The following is a 20,899-nucleotide window of genomic DNA, read 5'->3' on the forward strand; positions in this document are numbered from 1 at the left end:
ACCTTCATTTTAATTACATTTAAATTACGATTAAAACAAAAAGCTTTCGCTCGTAAACCGATTCTCCAGGGATTACTAGCGGTTCCAGTCAACATGCATGCAAATGTTTAATGCCGGGCGTACACTGGCGCGAGGCCCAATGCGGGGGGGCCGATCCGCCACACAACGCAATGCCGGCATATGCATGTGATCGCAACAAGCCTTCGGCCGCGATCGACAGGAGACATGGCATTGCACCGGTTTCAAAGGAGAACAATCAACATGAGCTGGACGCGGGAACAGAAGAACGTCACGATCGCGGCGTATCTGGGTTGGACGCTCGATGCATTCGATTTCTTTCTGATGGTTTTCGTTCTGAAAGACATTGCCACCGAATTCAACACCAAAATCCCGGCAGTGGCTTTTGCCATTACGTTGACGCTCGCCATGCGTCCGCTAGGCGCGCTGATATTCGGCCGACTTGCCGACAAATATGGCCGCCGTCCCACGCTGATGGTCAACATCGCGTGCTATTCGCTGCTCGAACTGCTCACCGGCTTCTCGCCCAACCTCGCCACCTTCATCGTCCTGCGCGCGCTCTTTGGCGTCGCGATGGGCGGCGAATGGGGTGTGGGCTCCGCGCTCACGATGGAAACCATTCCGCCCAAGTCGCGCGGCATCGTTTCCGGCCTGTTGCAGGCGGGTTATCCGAGCGGCTATCTGCTCGCCTCGATCGTGTTCGGCGTGCTGTATCAGTACATCGGCTGGCGCGGCATGTTCTTCATCGGCGTGCTGCCCGCGTTGCTCGTGCTCTACGTGCGTGCGCACGTGCCCGAGTCGCCGGCTTTCAAGGAAATGGAAAAGCGCGCGCGCCCGACCCTGCTCAGCACGCTCAAGCACAACTGGAAGCTCTCGCTGTACGCGATCGTGCTGATGACGGCGTTCAACTTCTTCTCGCACGGCACGCAGGACCTGTATCCGACCTTCCTGCGCGAGCAGCACCACTTCGATCCGCATACGGTCTCGATCATCACCATCGTGCTCAATATCGGCGCGATCGTGGGCGGTCTCTTTTTTGGTCAGGTTTCCGAAAAGATCGGCCGCCGCAAGGCGATCTTCATCGCCGCGCTGATCGCGCTGCCCGTGCTGCCGCTGTGGGCGTTCTCGCAAGGCCCGGTGCTGCTCGCGCTCGGCGCGTTCCTCATGCAGATTTCCGTGCAGGGCGCGTGGGGCGTGATCCCCGTGCACCTCAACGAAATCTCGCCTGACGAAGTGCGCGCGACGTTCCCGGGCCTCGTCTATCAGCTCGGCAATCTGTTCGCTTCGGTGAACGCCACGCTCCAGGCATCGCTTGCCGAAACGCACAACCAGAACTACTCGATGGCAATGGCGATTGTCGCCGGTACGGTGGCCATCGTGATCGCCGTGCTGATCCCGTTCAGCCGCGAGCGTCGCGGTATCGACATGACGCAGACCGCCAAACAGGTGACAAACGTCTGAGGTGTCGAACGTGTGAGTCATAAGAGGCCGTGCCGGGTTCGCCCGCACGGCCTTTTTTGCGCTTGTTGCCGCGTTTGCTGTACCGGGTAAGCCACCCTGGCCGGTGCGCGCGGCGCGTCGCATGATCGAAGTGCATGATGCAGGGCGTGGGCGTGAAGCCCGGTGAGTGCGAAGTGGCGGCGATCGGCGTGCCCGATCCGGTGCAGGGCGAACGCGTGAAGGTGTTCGTCGTGCGGCGCGATCGCGCGCTCACGGAAGCGGCGCGGACCCAGTTCTGCCGCCAGCAGCTCACGGGCTACAAAGTGCCGCGCCTCGTGGCATTTCGCGAGTCGCTGCCGCAATCGAACATCGGCAAGATCCTGCGCCGCGCATTGCGCAACGAAGAATTGGCCGCGGCGGGGAAGAAAACGCAGGCGTGAAACGTTGATGCGTTGATGCGGTGCAGGCGGCGCGCCTCGCGCGCGCCAGCCGCCCGTCAACATCGACGCATCGTGGAGGGCCCGTCGATGCAGTCTCGACCGACACCTGTTGCGCTGCGCCGCTGCGGTGCGTGGCGCTTGAGTGGGCATTCGACCGGAGCTTCGATCAGGCGCTTCATCACACGCTCTCTTCTACTTTTCGTTTTACCAAGCGTTTGCCTGGCGCACGCGAATGGCGCAACGCCCGAGCCCGCGACGCCGCCAGCGCGCGTCGGCGCCCTCGCCCCCGACGCGCAGGTGCGCTGGCTTCAGCGCGCCGCGCGCGACGACACGCTCGAACGGCTCGGCGACGCGCAGCTCGTCGCGCTGTTCGCCTCGCTCGATGCGCGCACGCTCGAGCGCTATATCGCAGCGGGACCGAACGGCTACGCCGACTGCGAATTTACGATGCGCCACCGCGAGCGCATCGACGGACGCTGGCCCGCGCAAGCCGATCATCTGCTCGTGCGCCTCGCGCACGATCCGCTGCGCCTCTACGCGCGCTGGCTGCCCGACGGCGCGCACGCGGGCCAGGAGGTGCTCTACGACGCCACACACCGGGGCGACGCCATGTACGGACACATGGGCGGCCTGCTCGGCGCGGTGTCGATGTGGACCGCGCTCGACGGCGCGTTCGCGCGCACGCAATCGCACCATCGGCTCACCGAGCTCGGCACCGAGGCGATCGCGCGGCGCTTTCTCGAAGACTATCCGCGGCTCGCCGATGCGGGCGCGGCGCGGCCCACACGCATCACCATCGAAACGCGCGACGGCGTGCGCGTCGTCGCCTTCACGTGGGAGGTGCCGGCGGGCGCGCGCGACCTGCCCGCCAGCCGCGAGACGCTCGGCCTCGACTTGCGCCATGCATGGTTTCGCACCGTGCAGTCGTACGACAGCGAAGGCCGGCTCACCGAGGACGTCGTAATCGAACGCATCGAGCCCAAAGCGTTCGACGCGCTCACGTTCGACGCGCGCAATCCGGACTATCGCTTTTAGCCGCGCACAGCCGCCCGAAGCCGGCAAAGTCGATCAACGTCACACGCTGCGCGGCGGCGAGGCGCGCGAGCACGAACCGGTCCGAAGGACGCAGCGCGCCGACCACGACAGCGCCCGGCGGGAGCCGCCACGCGAGGCCCGCATGCCAGAGGCGGCCGATGTCGTCGTTGACGGCGAGATGGTTTGCACGGTCGACCGGATCGCTGACCGAGCCCGCGAGCGAAAGCGCGACGCAGCCCACGCGCGCCGCCTCGCGGACGAGCGAGCGGCCTTGCGCCAGCGTCGGATCGAACACCGCGATGTTCGCCATATTCGCCGTATTCCACATCCCATTTGCGTGCGGTGTGGCTGCGACAAACGCCTGCGGAAACGCGTGCGCCTGACACGCCGCGCCCAGCGCCATCGCGCCCGCGTCGCGGAGAAAAGCTCGCCGGTCCATCGCGTCCTCCCGCAGTCCTCGTGCAGTCGTCCCGCCCATCCGTCAGGTGTAACCGCGTTGCGCGCGCCACGCCGCGGGCCACACGCCTTGCTTGCCCGGCGAAAGCACGCCCTGCGGATCGAGCGCGTCTTTCACCGTCTGCGCGAGACGCAGCAGCGCGCCGTCGTTGAAGCCGTACTGCGCGGCGGCGTAATCCATGTAGACGAGATGCGAGCGGTACACACCGTAGCCGGCCGCGCCCACATCGCTCATCAGCGCGCGCAGCAGGTCGCCCGCACGCGCGGCATCGTCGCGGCGAGTGCGCGCGAAAATCGCCGCGAACACGTGATGCAGATGGCGCCCCGCCGCCGTGAAGCCACCGTAGTAATCGAAGCCGTATTCGGCCGCGCGCGCCTTCACGAGCGCGTACTGACGCAGCGCGTCGCGGCCGTCGGCCGGACACAGCGGCGAAAAGTCCACGTGAGCGCCCTCGCCCTCCCCGCCTTCTTCGCCGAGCCAGTCGAGCATGCGAAAGGCGCTCATGGCCGGAATACCCGCGAGATTACGGTCGCCGCCGCCTTGTGGCTCGTCGCCCTGTGCGTAACGCCGCGCCGCGAAACTGACGCCGGGCACCGCGCCGAACGCCCGCTCGACCATGACGCGCTGCACGTCGATCACCTCGGGCGCGCCATACAGCGCGTAGTGCAGGTTCCAGCGCCCCACGCCCAGATCGCGCTGCATCGCGGCAACGGCCGGCTCGGGCATCGGCCCATCGCCCCCGTACCAGCGCGCGCGCGGCGCGATGCTCGCCGCGCGCCGGATCACGCCTTCGATCACCGCGTGTTGGGCAAGCGTGCCGTCGAGCTGAAGCACACGCAGCGTATCGACGATCACGCCGAGATCGTCCTCGCGCGCGAACTGGATCTCGCCGATCACGAAGGCCTGCGGCGCGGGCATCAGCCAGAGCCCCATCTTCGTGACGACGCCGTAGTTCGATTGCATGAAAAGCGCATCGAACGAGGGACCGTAACCGGGCTTGTAAAGCTGCCAGGCGGTGCCGTTCTCGATGGCGCCCATGCCGGTGCGCACGACATCGCCGTTGGCGAGCACGACTTCCATGCCGCACTGCGCCGCCGCGTGGTCGCCATAGGACGTGGAGCCGAAGCCGCGTTCGAGCGTGTTGCCGACCACGCTGCCCCAACCGGCCGCGGGTGGATCGACCCACAGGCGCAGGTGCTGTTCGCGCAGGTGCGCGTGCAGGTCGAAGTAGCTCACGCCGGGCTCGACGCGCGCCCACGCGAGCCGCTCGTCCACTTCGAGAATGCGGTTCATGCGTTGCAGGTCGAGCACGACCGAGCCCGCGAGACGCGGCGCGGCGCCGCCATAGGCGAAGTTGCGGCCCGTGGAGACGGTCCAGAGCGGCACGCGCGTTTCATTGGCGACGCGCAGGATTGCGCGGATCTCCTCGACGCCCGCGGGGAGGATCGCGGCCGACGGCGCGAACGCATGTGCATCGGCAAGCGGCACGAACGGGTCGAAATACGGTTCGAGCGACGCGCCGCCACGGCACACGTTCGGCGCGCCGACAATGCTCTCGAACGCGGCGAGCGCACGCTCGAAGCGGGCCTCGTCGATACCGGGCGGCAAGGGGCGCGCGGCGCTCATCGGCGCGCTCCGCCAACGGAACGGATAAGCGATGCGAAGCGCGCGACGAGCATGACGTCCCCCTCGCCGCTCACCACTGCCCGGGCTTGCCGCCCAGCGCACCGCACACGTCGAACGCGATCTCGCGCAGCTTCGGCTCGGTCTGCGGGCCCGAGAGCGCGTAGCCCGTGCGATCGGTGCTCCAGTAGAACGTGCGGCGGTTGCCGTCGCGCAGGAGCCGCACGGCATCGCGGTCCGCGCGCGAGCTGCCCACGTAGAGCGTGAGGCGCTCGCCCGCGTCGTTCTCGTACATGAATTGCGCGGCAGGCCCCCGATTGCCGGGCAGCAGACGGCCGCCCACCAATGCGTAGCCGTACTCCGCCAGCGACGGCGCGGTGAGCGGCTTGCCGAGCCGTTTCGAGAGCCACGCGATCAGATGCGCTTCGTCGGCCGCGCCCACTTCGACGGGATGGCGCTGCTCCGGCGAATAGACCGCGTAGGCCACGTCGGCGCGGCGCGCGAAGGCTTCGGGAGACTCGGACGTTTCGATGCGCGCGATCACGCCCGGCGCGAGATCCGGCGCGAGCCGGGGCGCAAGCGCCATCACGGCCGCCGTGAGCCCCGCGCCCACGCACACCCAGGCCGCCGCGATGCCCGCGCGCCACCACCACGGCGCTCGCGCCCGCAGTACCAGCACGGCGGGCGCGGCATCGGGGGCATTGGGCGCATCGGGCCCGGCGCGCTCGCCCGCGCATAAGGCCTGGAGCGCGGCCTTTTGCGCCCGATAGGCGGCGACGCGCGCCGCCGCCTGCGGGTCGGCCGCAAGGCGCGCCTCCAGCGCCGCACGGTCGCCCGGCGGCAATTCTCCGTCGACGAAAGCACCCAGCATCGAAATCGCCTCTTCCTGCGGCGTCGCGCCTTCGTGCTCGTGGCCGAGATCGTCGTCGTTCATCGCATCGTCCCCACCACCCTGAGCGACGCCGTGTGTTTTGCGCCGTCCTGCGCCGGCCCTGTATCGAGCAGCGCGCGCAGATGTTCGCGCGCCCGCGAAAGGCGCGACATCACCGTACCCGGCGGCACGCCGAGCACTGCCGACGCCTCGCCGTAACTCAACTCCTCCACGCACACGAGCAGCAGCACCTCGCGCTGTGCCGCGGGCAACGCGTAGAGCGCGCGTTGCAGGTCACGCAGCACGAGGCCGTCCACCTCGCCGTGCGGCGCTTCGAGCGCGCGCCACGGCGCCGCTTCGTCGTCGACGGCGATCTCGCGGCGTCCGCGCAACTGGTCGATATAGAGATGCCGCAGGATCGTGAACAGCCATGCGCGCAAGTTGCTTTGCGGGCGAAATGACGTCCAGCGCGAGAGAGCGCGCTCGGCGGCGTCCTGCATGAGATCGTCGGCCCAGGCGGCATCGCCGGTCAACGCGCGCGCATAGCGGCGCATGGGCGCAAGCTGCGCCACGACCTGCGCTTCGAATTCGGGCGACGGATGGCGCAACACGCCGCGCGCCGCTCAGTAGCCGCCGCCGCTTGCCGAACCGCTCGAGCCGCTTGATCCGCTCGACGACCCGCCCGAGTTCATGTCGCTGCACGCGGCAAGCCCGGCTCCCGATATCCCGGCCAGCGCCGCACACATGAGACATGCAAGAAACATGCGAAACCGCTTCATGATCGCCTCCACCGGGGTTGCGTCGGGCATGCGGCCCATTTGCCTGGGAGAGCTTGAGAAACGACGGCCGCGCGCCGCACCGGCGCGCGCTCCCGAGGCAGGGTCGATATCGTGTTAAACGTCGCTGAGGGCGTGCTTATTCCGTGCAAGCGGAGATTTCGCAGGCGCGAACGGACCGCACGGCAACGGTGCGCATTGCGTTGCGCGCCGTTACGCAACGTTGCATGCCGCCACGTGCGCCGCCGCACGGAACGCAATGCGCACGAACCGTGAAAATCATCCGACGATGATCAAGGCGCCTGGCACTCGAATCCGTTGAGCATGCTGCGTCTTCATGAACTACGCTGTCTGAATAGGCGGATGAGCAGGCAAATCAGTGGGCAAATGGGCAGGCGGATGTGCGGCGTTATGTCACGATGTCACACGCGGCACAATCGTTGATCGTCGCCGCGCGCGCCCTTGAAAATGCCGTCGCCGCGTAGCGAAACCTGTCATCGGGACGCGCCCGCTTTGCGGCGGCCAACGACAAGGGACGCAACGCTGCATTTTTCGTGAATCTGCGGCTGCGGCCGCCAGCCGGTATAGTTGTGCAGTAAGCTTACTCCCCTGCACGCGCGCTTCGCCGACACAAGGTAGAATCGCGGCGAGCAAACGTTTCCAACTGATTGCGGCATTGCGCCGCCTGGCCAAATCTAGTCCATGCCTTCCGCAGAATCGCACCCGCAAAACGACTTCATGAACGCCGCGCGAAAGGAAAGAAAGCGCGTCGAAATTTATCTGGTCAACGGCATTCGCCTGACCGGATGCATCGAGTCGTTCGATCAGTACCTGGTGATGCTGCGCACGCCCGTCGGCCTGCAAGGCATCTACAAGCGCGCCATCTCCACTATCCAGCTCGACACCGGCACCCGTCCGGGTCCGCGCCCCGGCGGCGCTCGCAGCTCGCACGGCGAGCATACGAGCCGCGGCCCTCACGGCAGCCATGGCGGCCACGGTCCGCGCGAGCAAAGAGAGCCGCGTGAACCCCGTGAACCGCGCGAGAACTGGTCGGCGCCGTCCGGCGGCGACCGCCCGGCTCAAGACGGCCCGGTCGTCGTCACGCGCCGCCGCCGGCTGTATGGCGCCGTGAACAACGGCGGCAACGGCAACGGCGGCGAAGGCTCCGGCAACAGCTAAGCCTGCGCGCCGACTGGCGCGCTAACAGTCGCCACCGGCCGGATTTCAACAGAATGGGCGCGCCTCGGCGCGCCCGCTTGCTTGCGCGCGGCGCAAGCGCTTTCGCCTCCTCCCCGCCTCCGCAAGCTCCTTGCCATCATGGTTCCGGCCTTTGCGTTATTCTGAGCGTGACGCATCTCGCTACGGAGACCACCATGAGCGCTTCCAAGCCGAAGACCCCGCAACCCTCGCAGGACGATCCGCTCGACGAGGCCCTCGAAGAAACCTTCCCGGCAAGCGACCCCGTCGCCATCGATCCGAAGCCGGCCGCCTCGCAGCCCAAACCGCAATCTTCCGACAAATCCCACAAAGGGCACGACAGCCATCGTCACGGCAAGCACTGAGCGCCGGACGCGCGCGTTGGCGCGCTGCGTTGCGCACGGAAATCGCCCATGAAAAAAAGGCGGTGCGCCCTGATGAACGCTCCGCCTTTTTGTTTGACTCCTTGCGCCCTCGCGCCGACAGCAAGACCGATCAGCGGATCGGCAAGCCGCCTTCCACCTGCTGCTGAAGCTCGCGCACCTGGCGCTGCACCGTGCGCAGCTGCGCCTGGGCCGCCGACTTCTGGGCCTGAAGCGAATTGGCCTGATCGCGGGTCTGCTTCTGCTGGTCGGCGACGAGCGCCTGCTGCTCGCGTGCCACGGCCAGATCGGCCTGGAGCCGGTTCGCGTGGTCCTGGGTGAGCGCGATCATGCGGTCGGTGAACGCTTTCTGCGCTTCGAGGCGCGTGCGGCGGATCTCCACTTCGGCAAGTTGCGCGGTCTTCTGCGCGAAGTCGCGATAGATCCCTTCGGCGCGCGTCTCGTCACTCGTCTTGATCACGCGCCAGAACGTCTTGTTCTGGAACAGCGTGACGTAGTACGTCATTTCCTTGCCGTAGAACAGCAGGCTCGCCCCATATGAGCCGTTGTAGGTCGTGCGCAGTTCGCTGAGTTCCGAATTGCGCAGCATCTGCTGCAACTCGGCCACGTTGCCCGCCGCATTCTGCTTCGCTTCCTCGGGCGTGAGCGTGGTTGCCTGGCTCGCGGCCTGCACCTGCGCAGGTGCCGCTGCCTGCTCGTCCTGCGCCACCGGCGCGCCGCTGGTTTGCGCCACGGGCGCTGCTGTTGCTGAATTGTCAGGTGGCGTCTGTGCGCAACCCGTACCCATTCCCCCGATCAACACCAGTGCGGCCAAGGCGATGCGACGCACTCTCCACTTGTAGTCCATGTAGTAACCTGCTTTGAACAGTTCTAATTTTTACAAATCGGCACAATTATTACTCACTTTCACGGATTTCGGGATCCTCGTCGAAAATTTGGCGCTTGCGTATCTTTTCCTACAACACTTTGCGGGAATTTCCGAAGAATTGCGCCGTGTCCTTGCGTCTCCAGCCGTTTTGATCCAGCGCGGCAAGCAGGCGGCTGCGCGCACAGATGCGCCCGCTCAAACTAGAGTTCCTACTCTCAAACGCACACGGTGCTTTCCAGTATCCTGCCCTGACCCTCGGCGCACCACACGCGCCGCGCGGGCTGTATCGACATCACAAACAACATCAGTGGAGGAAGACATGAACCGATTCATGGGTCGCGCCGCGCGCCATTTCGCGCTGGCGAGCGCCCTGCTGTGCGGCGCCCTCGCCGCACATGCGCAAACGGACTCGCCGGTGGGCGTCTGGCAGACCATCGACGACCATACCGGCCAACCGAAGGCGCTCGTGCAGATCAGCGCGGACGCCAACGGCGAGCTGAGCGGCAAGGTCATCAAGGGGCTAAGCGCCAACGATCAGCCTGAGCGCCGCTGCACGGCGTGCACCGACTCGCGCAAGGATCAGTTGATCCTCGGCATGACGATCATCGACAGCATGAAGAAGACCAGCGAAGGTTGGGATGGCGGCCACATTCTCGACCCCGAGAACGGCAAGGTGTACCGCTGCAAGATGCACACCGAGGACGGCGGCCAGAAACTCGTGGTGCGCGGCTATATGGGCATTTCGCTGCTCGGCCGTTCGCAGACCTGGGTGCGTCAGCAGTAAGACCGGTGGGATCCGTGGCGTGAATGGCCCGCAAGCCGGTGCGCAAACCGGCAAGGGACCCTGAGAGACGAAGCGTGTACGGATGAATGCGAGGCGCGACGCGTCACCACGCGCCGTGCCTCGCGGCGGCATTACGCCGTATGGCGATACACCGAGCGATAGTTGAACGGCTGCAACGGCGAGGCCGCCGGCGCAGTCGGCACGAACGGAGAATTGCGGGGCACGTTGCGCGCCGCCTCCTGACGACGTGCGGCCTTTTCGTCACGGGTCGCGTGGCGGCGCATGCGCGTTTCAATGGTGTCGCACAATGTCTCGCCCTCTTCGCCGAAAAGCTCGCCCATCACGCGCTTGAGCACGCCTTCGTCGTGCCAGGCCTTGAAACGCCGATGGCAGGTTTGATACGACGGGTAGCGGCGCGGCATGGCCGACCAGGTCGCCCCGCTATACATGACCCACAGTACGCCGTTGAGTACCGAGCGCGTGTTGGCGAGCGGGCGGCCGCGCAATTCGGTGCGCGGGCGCAGTTCGGGCAGGAGCAGCATCACGCGCTGCCATTCGTCGTCGGTAATATCGCGATGCGGAGTCATGGAAGGTCCTTTGTCAGAAGCTGTACTGACAAACGATATCCACTCGCCCCCGCCGTCCATATCAGACGAGTCCGAATCTTGAAAAAGGTGCGGCAACGCTTTATTGCGACAGGCGCATCGCAACGGATGCGCCCTGGCTGCCCACCTCAATTGCGTTCTTTTACAGTCAGGTCAGGGCCGTATCGACGATACGACGCGGCGTTTCGAGATATTCCTTCGACTGCATTTCGACGATGCGCGACACCGTGCGCGTGAACTCGTTGGCCATCGGGCCTTCCACATAAAGCTCCTCCGGCGGCACCGCGGCCGACATCAGCAGCTTGACCTTGTGGTCGTAGAACACGTCGATGAGCCAGGTGAAGCGGCGCGCTTCGGACTGCATGCGCGGCGTCATCTGCGGCACGCCGGAGAGGATCACGGCGTGGAAGCGGCTTGCCAGTTCCAGGTAGTCGTTCTGCGAGCGCGGCCCGCCGCACAGCGTGGCGAAATCGAACCACACGACGCCATCGGCCTTGCGCAACGCCTTGAGTTCGCGCTTCTCGATGCGCAGCAACGGGCTTTCGTCGGGCACCGCGGCCAGCTCCGCGAACGAGTGACGCAGCGCCTTGTCCGCCGCCGCGCCCAGCGGTGTGTGATAGACCTCGACCTGCGCGAGCGTGCGCTGCCGGTAGTCGATGCCCGCATCGACGTTCAGCACGTCGAGCTTGCTCTTGAGCAACTCGATGGCGGGCAGCATGCGGTCGCGATGCAAGCCGTCGGGATAAAGCAGATCGGGATCGTAGTTGGACGTCATCACGAACTGCACGCCGTTCTTGAACAGACCGTCCAGCAGGCGATAGAGGATCATCGCGTCGGCGATATCCGAGACGTGGAATTCGTCGAAGCAGATCAGGCGATACCGCTTCGCAATGCGGCGCGCGAGTTCGTCGAGCGGATCGGCCGTGCCCTTGAGCTCTTCGAGCTCACGGTGCACCTCGCGCATGAATTCGTGAAAGTGCAAACGCGTCTTGCGCTGTAGCGGCACGACGGCATAGAAGCTGTCCATCAGGAAGCTCTTGCCGCGCCCCACGCCGCCCCACATGTAGACGCCGCGCGGCAGATCCGGATGGTTGATGAGCTTCCAGAACGCATTCGAGCGGCGCGACTTGTATGCAGCCCATTCGTCGTAGCACCGTTGCAGCCGGTCGATCGCGACACGTTGCGCCGTATCGGGCTTGTATCCCCGTTTCTGCAATTCGTTTTCGTAGTATTCGGTGACGTTCATTTTCTGGGCCGCAAATGAGGAAAGGCGGGAGGGCTAAAGCCCACCCGCCTCCGTACGTGATGCAAGGTACTTCGAGGCCAAGCGGTCGTCGATAAAACGGCCGCCCTGCCTCTCGCGCTTACATGTTGAGTGCGCGCTTGTCAGTGGCGAGTGCAGCTTCGCGCATGACTTCGGACAGCGACGGGTGCGGATGGCAGATGCGGCCGATATCTTCGGCGGCGGCCTTGAATTCCATCGCCACCACGGCTTCCGCGATCAGGTCCGATGCGTTGGCCGAAATGATGTGCACGCCGAGCAGCTCGTCGGTCTTCGCGTCGGCGATCATCTTCACAAAGCCGTCGGCCTTGTTGATGCCGAGTGCGCGGCCGTTCGCCATAAACGGGAACTGGCCCGTCTTGATGTCGCGGCCTTCGGCCTTGAGTTGCTGTTCCGTCTTGCCGACCCATGCGATTTCCGGTTCGGTGTAGATCACCCACGGAATGCAGTTGTAGTCGATGTGCGGCTTCTGGCCGTCGATGATTTCGGCAACCAGCACGCCTTCGTCTTCGGCCTTGTGCGCGAGCATCGGGCCACGCACCACGTCGCCGATCGCGTACACGTTCGGCACCGCCGTTGCGCAGTGGTCATCGATGTCGATGAAGCCGCGCTCGTTGGCCTTCAGGCCGATCGCTTCGAGACCGAGGTTGTCGGTGTTCGGCACGCGGCCAACCGACACGATCAGGCGGTCGGCTTCGAGCACTTGCGCGTTGCCGTCCTTGTCCGTGTAGTTGATCGTGACGTTGTTGTCGGTGGCCTTCACTTCGCCCACCTTCACACCGACGTGAATGTCGAGACCCTGCTTCTTGAAGAGCTTCGCAGCTTCCTTCGAGAGCGCCTGGTCAGCGGCGCCGAGGAATTCCGGCAGCGCTTCGAGCACGGTCACTTCCGCGCCCAGACGGCGCCACACCGAACCCAGTTCCAGACCGATCACGCCGGCACCGATCACGGCCAGCTTCTTCGGCACGGTGTCGAACGAGAGTGCGCCTTCGTTGTCGGCGATGATCTTGTTGTCGACCGGCATGCCCGGCAGATGGCGCGCCTTCGAGCCCGTCGCGATGATGACGTTCTTCGCCGTCACGACTTCGGTTTCGCCTTCGCCGCTCACTTCGATCTGCACGCCGGCGTCGTTCTTGCCGGTGAACTTGCCGTGGCCCTTGAGCCACGTGATCTTGTTCTTGCGGAACAGGAACTCGATACCCTTCGTCATCTTCTCGACGATGGCTTCCTTGCGGCCGAGCATCTTCGTAACGTCGATGCTCACGTCGCCCACGCTGATGCCGTGGTCGGCCAGGTGGTGCTGGGCGTTCTCGAACTCTTCCGACGAAGCGAGCAGCGCCTTCGACGGAATGCAGCCCACATTCAGGCAGGTGCCGCCGAGCTTCAGCGCGCCGGCCGGGTTCTTCCACTTTTCGATACACGCAACCGACTTGCCGAGCTGCGCGGCGCGGATCGCCGCGATATAGCCGCCGGGGCCGGCGCCGATCACGACGACGTCAAATTCTTTGGACATGGTCATCCTTTCGATACGTGAGCGCGGCGCGCGGACCCCGGCTTCCGGAGTCCGCGCGCGCAGCGCTCAGTGTGAGACTGGATGCGCGAGCGAGGCTCGCGCTACAACGCGTTTTACAGATCGAGCAGCAGGCGAGCCGGATCTTCCAGCGCGTCCTTCATCGCGACCAGCGACAGGACGGCTTCGCGGCCGTCGATGATGCGGTGGTCGTACGACATCGCGAGGTAGTTCATCGGACGGATGACGATCTGGCCGTTCTCCACCACGGCGCGTTCCTTGGTCGCGTGCACGCCCAGGATCGCCGACTGCGGCGGGTTGATGATCGGGGTCGACAGCATCGAGCCGAACACGCCGCCGTTCGAGATCGAGAACGTACCACCCGTCATTTCTTCGATCGAGAGCTTGCCGTCCTTGGCCTTCTGGCCGAATTCGGCGATCTTCTTCTCGATGTCGGCGAGGCTCATCTGGTCTGCGTTACGCAGGATGGGCACCACCAGACCGCGCGGCGAGCCGACAGCGATACCGATGTCGAAGTAGCCGTGGTAGACGATGTCGTTGCCGTCGATCGACGCGTTGACGAGCGGGAACTTCTTCAGCGCGTGAACCGCCGCCTTCACGAAGAACGACATGAAGCCGAGCTTCACGCCATGTTCCTTCTCGAACTTGTCCTTGTACTTGTTGCGCAGGTCCATGACCGGCGCCATGTTCACTTCGTTGAACGTCGTGAGGATGGCGTTGGTTTGCTGCGACTCGAGCAGACGCTCGGCGATACGCGCGCGCAGACGCGACATCGGCACGCGCTGCTCCGGACGGTCGTTGAGCCAGTTCGCAGCCGAAGCCGGCGCGCTGACTTGCGGCAGCGACGGCTTGGCGGCAGCAGCCGACTTCGCAGCCGGTGCGACTGCGGGAGCGGCCTTCGGTGCGCCTGCGCCGAGCACGTCCTGCTTCGTGATGCGGCCGTCACGGCCCGTGCCGGCGACGTCGCCGCCGGACAGACCCTTCTCCGCCATCAGCTTGGTCGCTGCGGGCGATGCCACGTTGCTGCTTGCCGTCGATGCGGCGGCTGCGGCGGCCGGTGCTGCGGGAGCCGCGGCAGCAGCCGGAGCGGCGGCGGCTGCGGGAGCCGCAGCGGCGCCAGCCTTGGCTTCCGTGTCGATCTTCGCGATCAACTGCTCGCTCGTGACGGTTGCGCCGTCGCCCACCAGGATCTCGGCCATCACGCCGGCTGACGGTGCGGGCACTTCGAGCACGACCTTATCGGTTTCGATCTCGATGACGACTTCGTCCTGGGCAACAGCTTCGCCCGGCTTCTTCTTCCACTGGAGCATCGTGCCTTCCGACACCGACTCCGAAAACTGCGGGACCTTGACTTCTACGATAGCCATGTGATTTTCCTGAATACTTTATCGGGGACTTCCCCGTAAGACGAACCGGGTCGCGCACGTGAGCGCGGGAAAGCACAAGGCTTTCCCGGTTCGGTTGCTCTAGTGCTTACTTCGCGACCTGCGCGCCCTTCAGGCGGCCGAACGCACCTTCGATCAGCGCCTTCTGCTGCTCGTAGTGCTTCGCGTAGTAGCCGACGGCCGGCGAGGCGGAAGCAGGACGGCCGCTGTACGCGAGCTTCATGCCTTCCTTCATGCCTTCCTTCAGGTGGTGCTCGATGTAGAACCACGGGCCTTGATTCTGCGGCTCGTCCTGCACCCACACCACTTCGGTCGCGTTGTCGTACTTCTTCAGCTCCGCTTCGAACTGCTTGTGCGCGAACGGATAGAGCTGTTCGATACGGATGATCGCGACGTCGTTCGCCTTTGCTTCGCGGCGGTGTGCGACGAGGTCGAAGTACACGCGGCCCGAGCAGGCGACCACGCGCTTGACCTTCTTCGCGTCGATCGACTCGTCCACTTCACCGATGACCGGCTGGAACGTGCCCTTCGCGAGTTCGGACAGGTCCGACACGGCTTCCTTGTGACGCAGCAGCGACTTCGGCGTGAAGATGATGAGCGGCTTGCGGAACAGGCGGATCATCTGGCGACGCAGCACGTGGAAGATCTGAGCCGGCGTGGTCGGCTGAACGACCTGCATGTTGTGCTCGGCGCACAGTTGCAGGAAACGCTCGATACGTGCCGACGAGTGCTCCGGACCCTGACCTTCATAGCCGTGCGGCAGCAGCATCGTGAGACCCGACACGCGGCCCCACTTCACTTCGCCCGACGAGATGAACTGGTCGATCACGACCTGCGCACCGTTGACGAAGTCGCCGAACTGGCCTTCCCACGCGACGAGCGTGTTCGGCTCGGCGGTCGAGTAGCCGTATTCGAAGCCGAGCACGGCCTCTTCCGACAGCACCGAGTCGATCACCGTGAACTGCGCCTGGTTCTCGCCGATGTTTTGCAGCGGCACGTACGTGCCGTCGTCCCAACGCTCGCGGTTCTGGTCGTGCAAAACGGCGTGACGGTGCGTGAACGTGCCACGGCCCGAATCCTGGCCCGTCAGGCGAACAGCGTAGCCCGAAGCGACCAGCGACGCGAACGCGAGGTGCTCGCCCATGCCCCAGTCGAGCTTCGCTTCACCCTTGCCCATCGCGCGGCGGTCGTTGATGACGCGCTCGACCAGCGGGTGAACCTTGAAGTTCTCAGGGACCGTGGTGATGCGCTCAGCCAGACGCTTGAGTTCGGCGAGCGGCACGGCCGTGTCGGCGGCGTCGGTCCACTTGCGGTTCAGGAACGGAACCCAGTCCACCGCGTACTTGCTCTTGTAGTTCGAGAGCACGGGGTCGACCGTGTGGTGGCCTTCGTCCATCGCGGCGCGGTAGGCCTTGACGTAGTTATCACCGTCTTCAGCCGTGATCACGCCCTGCTGCACGAGCTTCTCGGCGTACAGCGCACGGGTGCCCGGGTGCTTCGCGATCGTCTTGTACATGAGCGGCTGCGTGACCGCCGGCGTGTCCTGCTCGTTGTGGCCGAGCTTGCGGAAGCAGATGATGTCGACCACGACATCCTTGTGGAACTGCGTGCGGAAGTCGACTGCGAGCTGGATAGCCAGCACGACCGCTTCCGGATCGTCGCCGTTCACGTGCAGCACCGGCGCTTCGATCATCTTGACCACGTCGGTACAGTAGAGCGTCGAGCGCGCATCGCGCGGGTCCGACGTCGTGAAGCCGATCTGGTTGTTGATGACGATGTGCAGCGTGCCGTGCGTGCCGTAACCGCGCGTTTGCGCGAGGTTCAGCGTTTCCATCACGACGCCCTGGCCTGCGAAGGCGGCGTCGCCGTGGATCTGCACCGGCAGCACTTGCAGGCCGTTGTCGTCGCCGCGGCGATCCATACGGGCCTTCGCCGAACCTTCGACCACCGGGTTGACGATTTCGAGGTGCGACGGGTTGAACGCGAGCGACAGGTGGACCGGGCCGCCTTCGGTTGCGACGTCCGACGAGAAGCCCTTGTGGTACTTCACGTCGCCTGCCGGCAGGTCGTCGACGTGCTTGCCTTCGAATTCGGCAAACAGGTCAGCCGGCATCTTGCCGAGCGTGTTGACCAGCACGTTCAGACGGCCACGGTGGGCCATGCCGATGACGATTTCCTGCACGCCCTTCGCGCCTGCGTGACGGACGACTTCGTCCATCGCGGCGATGAAGGACTCGCCGCCTTCGAGCGAGAAGCGCTTCTGGCCGACGTACTTGGTGTGCAGGAAGCGCTCGAGACCTTCAGCAGCCGTCAGGCGCTGGAGGATGTGCTTCTTCTTGTCGTTCGCGAAATTCGGCGTCGAGCGGATCGACTCGAGGCGTTCCTTCCACCAGCGCTTTTGTTCCGGATCGCTGATGTACATGTACTCGGCGCCGATCGTGCCGCAGTACGTGTCGCGCAGGGCCTTGACGATCTCGCGCAGCGACGCGCGCTCGAAACCGAAATACAGGTTCGTGGCGCTGAACGTCTGGTCCATATCGGCTTCAGTGAAGTCGTAGAACGCAGGTTCGAGTTCGGGGATAGGCGGGCGCTCGCGACGCTTGAGCGGATCCAGGTTCGCCCATTGCGAACCGAGGAATCGATACGCGCCAATCAGGGACTGAACGTAGACTTGCTTGCGCGCCGTGGCGAGGTCTTCGCCGCCGCCGCGCGGCACAAAGGCGTTAGCCTTCGCGCGTTGAGCGAAGGATTCGACGATCGGCCCGTGGGCGATGTCATTGTCGGCAGTGCCACTCGACGACGGCACGTTTTGCAGTGCGTCGAAGTATTCACGCCATGTGTCCGGAACGGACGCGGGGTTGTCAAGATATGCTTCGTATAGCTCTTCGACATACGGAGCATTGCCGCCGAACAAATAGGAGTTCAGCTGGAACTGCTTCATCGTTTCCGACATTTACGCTCACCTTTCTTCGAGTTTCTCGAGAAATAGCGGGTTACTCAACCTTCCGCGCCACGGCCTGACCGTTTAGCGGATTGCGAATCAAGTCTGCTTGGAAGGACCTAAATCATGCATCCGCGGAGTATAGCGCATATGCGCATCTCACCACAGGTTGCAATGCGACCGAACACCACGCTGGAAGCCCTTTCCTATGGGCTTTTGCGGCGTTCGCAACACTCTCTTCCTGCACCGCAATGCAATCCCCGCCAGACGCAAAAAAGCCGCCCGTAAAGCGGCGGCTTTCCTGTGAGTCCGTTTGCATTGCAGTGCGGAAAAAAGCGATACGACTGCTAATTACTCGGCAGCGCCTTCGCGGCTTGCGCGACGACGCTCGTGCTCTTTCAGATGACGCTTGCGCAGGCGGATCGACTGCGGCGTGACTTCCACGAGTTCGTCGTCGTCGATGAATTCGACTGCGTATTCGAGCGACATCTGGATCGGCGGAACGAGACGCACAGCTTCGTCGGTGCCCGAGGCGCGCACGTTGGTGAGCTGCTTGCCCTTGATCGGGTTCACGACGAGGTCGTTGTCGCGGCTATGGATGCCGATGATCATGCCTTCATACAGCGCGTCGCCCGGCTTCACGAACATGCGGCCGCGGTCTTGCAGCTTCCACAGCGCGTAGGCGACGGCGGCGCCGTCGTCCTGCGAGATCAGCACGCCGTTGCGGCGCTCGCCGAGCGTACCGTCCTTGACCGGACCGTAAGCGTCGAACACGTGACTCATCAGGCCCGTGCCACGCGTGAGCGTCATGAACTCGCCCTGGAAGCCGATCAGGCCACGTGCCGGGATGCGGTACTCGAGACGCGTGCGGCCACGGCCGTCCGACGCCATGTCGAGCATTTCGCCCTTACGGCGGCCCAGTTCTTCCATCACGCCGCCCTGGTGGCCGTCTTCGACGTCCACGGTCAGCATTTCGTACGGCTCCTGCTTCACGCCGTCGACTTCGTGCAGCACGACGCGCGGACGCGACACGGCCAGCTCGTAGCCTTCACGGCGCATGTTTTCGATCAGGATGGTCAGGTGCAGTTCGCCGCGGCCCGACACTTCGAACGTGGTTTCGTCGCCCGTGTCCTTCACGCGCAGCGCCACGTTGTGGTTCAGCTCCTTCGTCAGACGGTCGCGGATCTGGCGGCTCGTCACGAACTTGCCTTCCTTGCCGGCGAGCGGCGAGGAGTTCACGAGGAAGTTCATCGTGAGCGTCGGCTCGTCCACCGTGATCATCGGCAGCGCTTCGGGGTTGTCCACCGCGCAGATGGTCGCGCCGATACCGATGTCTTCGATACCGTTGATCAGCACGATGTCGCCGGCTTCAGCCGCTTCGACCTGCACGCGCTCCAGGCCGCTGAACGCCAGCACCTGGTTGATCTTGCGGTTCATGACCTGGCCTTCCGGGCCAAAGCGCAGCGCCACCGGCTGACCCGGCTTGATACGGCCACGCTTGATACGGCCCACGCCGATACGGCCAACATACGCCGAGTAGTCGAGCGAGGTGATCTGGAGCTGGAGCGAGCCCTCCGGATCCGCGTCGCGAACCGGCACGTGTTCCAGCACGGCGTCGAACAGGGGACGCATGTCGCCGTCGCGCGCATCCGGCGACAGCGAAGCGTAGCCGTTCAGGCCCGAAGCGTAGACCACCGGGAAATCGAGCTGTTCTTCGGTCGCGCCGAGCTTGTCGAACAGGTCGAACGTCTGGTTGATCACCCAGTCGATACGCGCGCCCGGACGGTCGATCTTGTTGACGACGACGATCGGCTTGAGGCCGAGCGCCAGCGCCTTCTTGGTCACGAAGCGCGTTTGCGGCATCGGGCCTTCGACGGCGTCGACCAGCAGCAGCACCGAGTCGACCATCGACAGCACACGCTCCACTTCACCGCCGAAGTCGGCGTGGCCCGGGGTGTCGACGATGTTGATGTGGGTGCCTTCGTACTCGACCGCGCAGTTCTTCGAAAGAATCGTGATACCACGCTCTTTTTCGATGTCGTTCGAGTCCATCACGCGCTCGGCGACCTGCTGGTTGTCACGGAACGTGGCGGTCTGACGGAGGAGCTGGTCGACGAGCGTGGTCTTGCCGTGGTCGACGTGGGCAATGATGGCGATATTGCGAAGGGCGCGGGACATAGGAACCTGGGTACAGTTGAGTGCGCCGCGCATGCCCTGCTGGCAGGCCCGGCAAGGACACGCGGCAGCCGCTCCGATCCGCTTTTGCCCGGCTTCAGGCCTGCTTTCAGCCTGCTTCCGGCGAATCAGTTCAGCATCGCTGCGATGACGCACTTTTGGGAACCTGAAAGTATAGCACGCGCAGATGAAATGATCCTGCGCAAATCAGGGGCCACCCTGGATGGGTACGATCGACGCATGCGGCACGGCGGGTGCAAGCGGCCGGGTCGCAGCCCGAATCTCCACGCTTGACGCCGCTCAGCCAGATCGGTCGACGACACACCCCGGCGCAGCCCGGTCGGCGTAATCTAAGAAAAATCTTGGTTCAGCGCGCCGCACACCGCGCATTTTCTCATGCGCTCCCGGCCCGGATTAAGCCCCTGCCCTGCAAAGGTTTCTCGGCAAAGACAGAATAAAGCTTGCCGCGTCAATTAACCGCCCCTATAATCCCTGCCTGGTCAACCATTGCAGTCGCAGCAGAATCTCATGACGGATCCGACTCCCACGCCCCCGCCCGAAGTCCGCGATTACGACCTCGGCGAGAGCGTCGGCTACCTGATTTCGCGGGTGAAATCGACGATGTCGAACATGGTCACCCAGCGCGCCGTCGCCGAACTCGGCGTGACGAGCCAGCAGGCCAGCATCCTTTTCATGGTGGCAAGCGGCAAGTGCCTGCTCGCGGCGGAACTGGCGCGCGAGTACGGGATCGACGCGAGCGCGGTCACGCGCCTCGTCGACCGGCTCGAAAAACGCGGCCTCCTCCAGCGCGTGCGCAGCTCCGAGGACCGCCGCGCGGTGCACCTCGCGCTCACGCCCGAAGGCCTCGCCATCGCGGCACGCATGCCCGCGATCTTCCGCAGCGTCACGGAGCATCTGTCCACCGGCTTCACGCCGGAGGAAGTCGGGTTCCTGAAGAGCATGTTGCGGCGGATTCTCGCGAATAGCTGCGAAGCTAACCAGAACGCGAACCCGAATCCGCCCGCGAATTGATGACGGGGCAAGCAAATTTGAAAACAAGAGACAAGAGAATAGCTGCATCGTCCAGT

18 protein-coding genes and 1 pseudogene are annotated in these 20,899 nt (G+C 64.6%); 7 read left to right on the forward strand and 12 right to left on the reverse strand.

Annotation, left to right across the window (positions count from 1 at the left end; all coding sequences use genetic code 11):
* Nucleotides 1–261: 261 nt before the first annotated feature.
* From C7401_RS28170 to C7401_RS28180, 3 genes and pseudogenes are all read left to right on the forward strand, one after another.
* A complete protein-coding gene (locus C7401_RS28170; protein WP_112174710.1) occupies nucleotides 262–1,479 on the forward strand; it encodes an MFS transporter in 1,218 nt (405 codons plus the stop codon).
* Nucleotides 1,480–1,637: 158 nt separating this feature from the next.
* A pseudogene (locus tag C7401_RS28175) lies at nucleotides 1,638–1,898 on the forward strand (AMP-binding enzyme); the annotation flags it as partial.
* A 297-nt stretch (nucleotides 1,899–2,195) separates the two neighbouring features.
* The gene (locus C7401_RS28180; RefSeq protein WP_258397275.1) at nucleotides 2,196–2,933 is read left to right on the forward strand and encodes a DUF1571 domain-containing protein; all 738 of its coding nucleotides are present in this window, start codon (nucleotides 2,196–2,198) and stop codon (nucleotides 2,931–2,933) included.
* Here C7401_RS28180 and C7401_RS28185 read toward each other — a convergent pair.
* From C7401_RS28185 to C7401_RS44540, 5 genes are all read right to left on the reverse strand, one after another.
* Entirely contained in the window at nucleotides 2,896–3,243 is a 348-nt protein-coding gene (locus tag C7401_RS28185) for a hypothetical protein (RefSeq protein WP_133254610.1), read from the reverse strand. The genes C7401_RS28180 and C7401_RS28185 overlap by 38 nt on opposite strands.
* 171 nt (nucleotides 3,244–3,414) lie before the next feature.
* Nucleotides 3,415–5,016 (reverse strand): FAD-binding oxidoreductase, encoded by a 1,602-nt coding sequence (locus C7401_RS28190; RefSeq protein ID WP_112174714.1) that lies wholly within the window; start codon nucleotides 5,014–5,016, stop codon nucleotides 3,415–3,417.
* 70 nt (nucleotides 5,017–5,086) lie between these two features.
* Nucleotides 5,087–5,947, reverse strand: a complete 861-nt coding sequence (locus C7401_RS28195) for an anti-sigma factor family protein (protein WP_181565714.1) — start codon at nucleotides 5,945–5,947, stop codon at nucleotides 5,087–5,089.
* The gene (locus C7401_RS28200; protein WP_373864463.1) at nucleotides 5,944–6,495 is read right to left on the reverse strand and encodes a sigma-70 family RNA polymerase sigma factor; all 552 of its coding nucleotides are present in this window, start codon (nucleotides 6,493–6,495) and stop codon (nucleotides 5,944–5,946) included. The genes C7401_RS28195 and C7401_RS28200 overlap by 4 nt, the downstream gene beginning before the upstream one ends.
* A 12-nt stretch (nucleotides 6,496–6,507) precedes the next feature.
* The gene (locus tag C7401_RS44540) at nucleotides 6,508–6,693 is read right to left on the reverse strand and encodes a hypothetical protein (protein WP_133254609.1); all 186 of its coding nucleotides are present in this window, start codon (nucleotides 6,691–6,693) and stop codon (nucleotides 6,508–6,510) included.
* 669 nt (nucleotides 6,694–7,362) lie between these two features.
* Between C7401_RS44540 and hfq the strand changes: the two genes are divergently transcribed.
* Both hfq and C7401_RS28210 read left to right on the forward strand, forming a co-directional pair.
* Nucleotides 7,363–7,839 carry an RNA chaperone Hfq gene (hfq, locus tag C7401_RS28205; RefSeq protein ID WP_112174715.1) on the forward strand — a complete coding sequence of 159 codons (477 nt, stop codon included), beginning with the start codon at nucleotides 7,363–7,365 and terminating at the stop codon, nucleotides 7,837–7,839.
* 194 nt (nucleotides 7,840–8,033) lie between these two features.
* A complete protein-coding gene (locus C7401_RS28210; RefSeq protein WP_112174716.1) occupies nucleotides 8,034–8,222 on the forward strand; it encodes a hypothetical protein in 189 nt (62 codons plus the stop codon).
* A 130-nt stretch (nucleotides 8,223–8,352) separates the two neighbouring features.
* Here the strand turns inward: C7401_RS28210 and C7401_RS28215 are convergent, their stop codons facing one another.
* Nucleotides 8,353–9,087, reverse strand: coding sequence for a DUF2968 domain-containing protein (locus tag C7401_RS28215; protein ID WP_112174717.1), 735 nt, complete (start codon nucleotides 9,085–9,087; stop codon nucleotides 8,353–8,355).
* A 340-nt stretch (nucleotides 9,088–9,427) separates the two neighbouring features.
* Here C7401_RS28215 and C7401_RS28220 point away from each other — a divergent pair, with 340 nt between their 5' ends.
* A complete protein-coding gene (locus tag C7401_RS28220; RefSeq protein ID WP_224038509.1) occupies nucleotides 9,428–9,892 on the forward strand; it encodes a DUF2147 domain-containing protein in 465 nt (154 codons plus the stop codon).
* A gap of 131 nt (nucleotides 9,893–10,023) precedes the next feature.
* Here the strand turns inward: C7401_RS28220 and C7401_RS28225 are convergent, their stop codons facing one another.
* The 6 genes from C7401_RS28225 to typA all read right to left on the reverse strand — a co-directional run bounded on the left by C7401_RS28225 (nucleotide 10,024) and on the right by typA (nucleotide 19,814).
* Entirely contained in the window at nucleotides 10,024–10,479 is a 456-nt protein-coding gene (locus C7401_RS28225; RefSeq protein ID WP_181565715.1) for a transposase, read from the reverse strand.
* A gap of 166 nt (nucleotides 10,480–10,645) precedes the next feature.
* Nucleotides 10,646–11,743: a cell division protein ZapE gene (gene zapE / locus C7401_RS28230; protein ID WP_112174720.1), complete on the reverse strand. Its 1,098-nt coding sequence runs from the start codon at nucleotides 11,741–11,743 to the stop codon at nucleotides 10,646–10,648.
* A 118-nt stretch (nucleotides 11,744–11,861) separates the two neighbouring features.
* The gene (gene lpdA / locus C7401_RS28235) at nucleotides 11,862–13,292 is read right to left on the reverse strand and encodes a dihydrolipoyl dehydrogenase (protein WP_112174721.1); all 1,431 of its coding nucleotides are present in this window, start codon (nucleotides 13,290–13,292) and stop codon (nucleotides 11,862–11,864) included.
* Between the two features lie 113 nt (nucleotides 13,293–13,405).
* Nucleotides 13,406–14,677 carry a 2-oxoglutarate dehydrogenase complex dihydrolipoyllysine-residue succinyltransferase gene (gene odhB, locus C7401_RS28240; RefSeq protein WP_112174722.1) on the reverse strand — a complete coding sequence of 424 codons (1,272 nt, stop codon included), beginning with the start codon at nucleotides 14,675–14,677 and terminating at the stop codon, nucleotides 13,406–13,408.
* 106 nt (nucleotides 14,678–14,783) lie between these two features.
* On the reverse strand, nucleotides 14,784–17,648 hold the full coding sequence (locus tag C7401_RS28245) for a 2-oxoglutarate dehydrogenase E1 component (RefSeq protein WP_112174723.1): 2,865 nt from the start codon (nucleotides 17,646–17,648) through the stop codon (nucleotides 14,784–14,786).
* Nucleotides 17,649–17,987: 339 nt separating this feature from the next.
* Nucleotides 17,988–19,814 (reverse strand): translational GTPase TypA, encoded by a 1,827-nt coding sequence (gene typA / locus C7401_RS28250; RefSeq protein ID WP_112174724.1) that lies wholly within the window; start codon nucleotides 19,812–19,814, stop codon nucleotides 17,988–17,990.
* A gap of 525 nt (nucleotides 19,815–20,339) precedes the next feature.
* On the opposite strand from typA, the gene C7401_RS28255 reads away from it, so the two are divergent.
* Nucleotides 20,340–20,843 carry a MarR family winged helix-turn-helix transcriptional regulator gene (locus C7401_RS28255; RefSeq protein ID WP_112174725.1) on the forward strand — a complete coding sequence of 168 codons (504 nt, stop codon included), beginning with the start codon at nucleotides 20,340–20,342 and terminating at the stop codon, nucleotides 20,841–20,843.
* Nucleotides 20,844–20,899: the final 56 nt, after the last annotated feature.

The organism is Paraburkholderia unamae (genome assembly GCF_003268775.1).
Taxonomy (GTDB): Bacteria; Pseudomonadota; Gammaproteobacteria; order Burkholderiales; family Burkholderiaceae; genus Paraburkholderia; species Paraburkholderia unamae.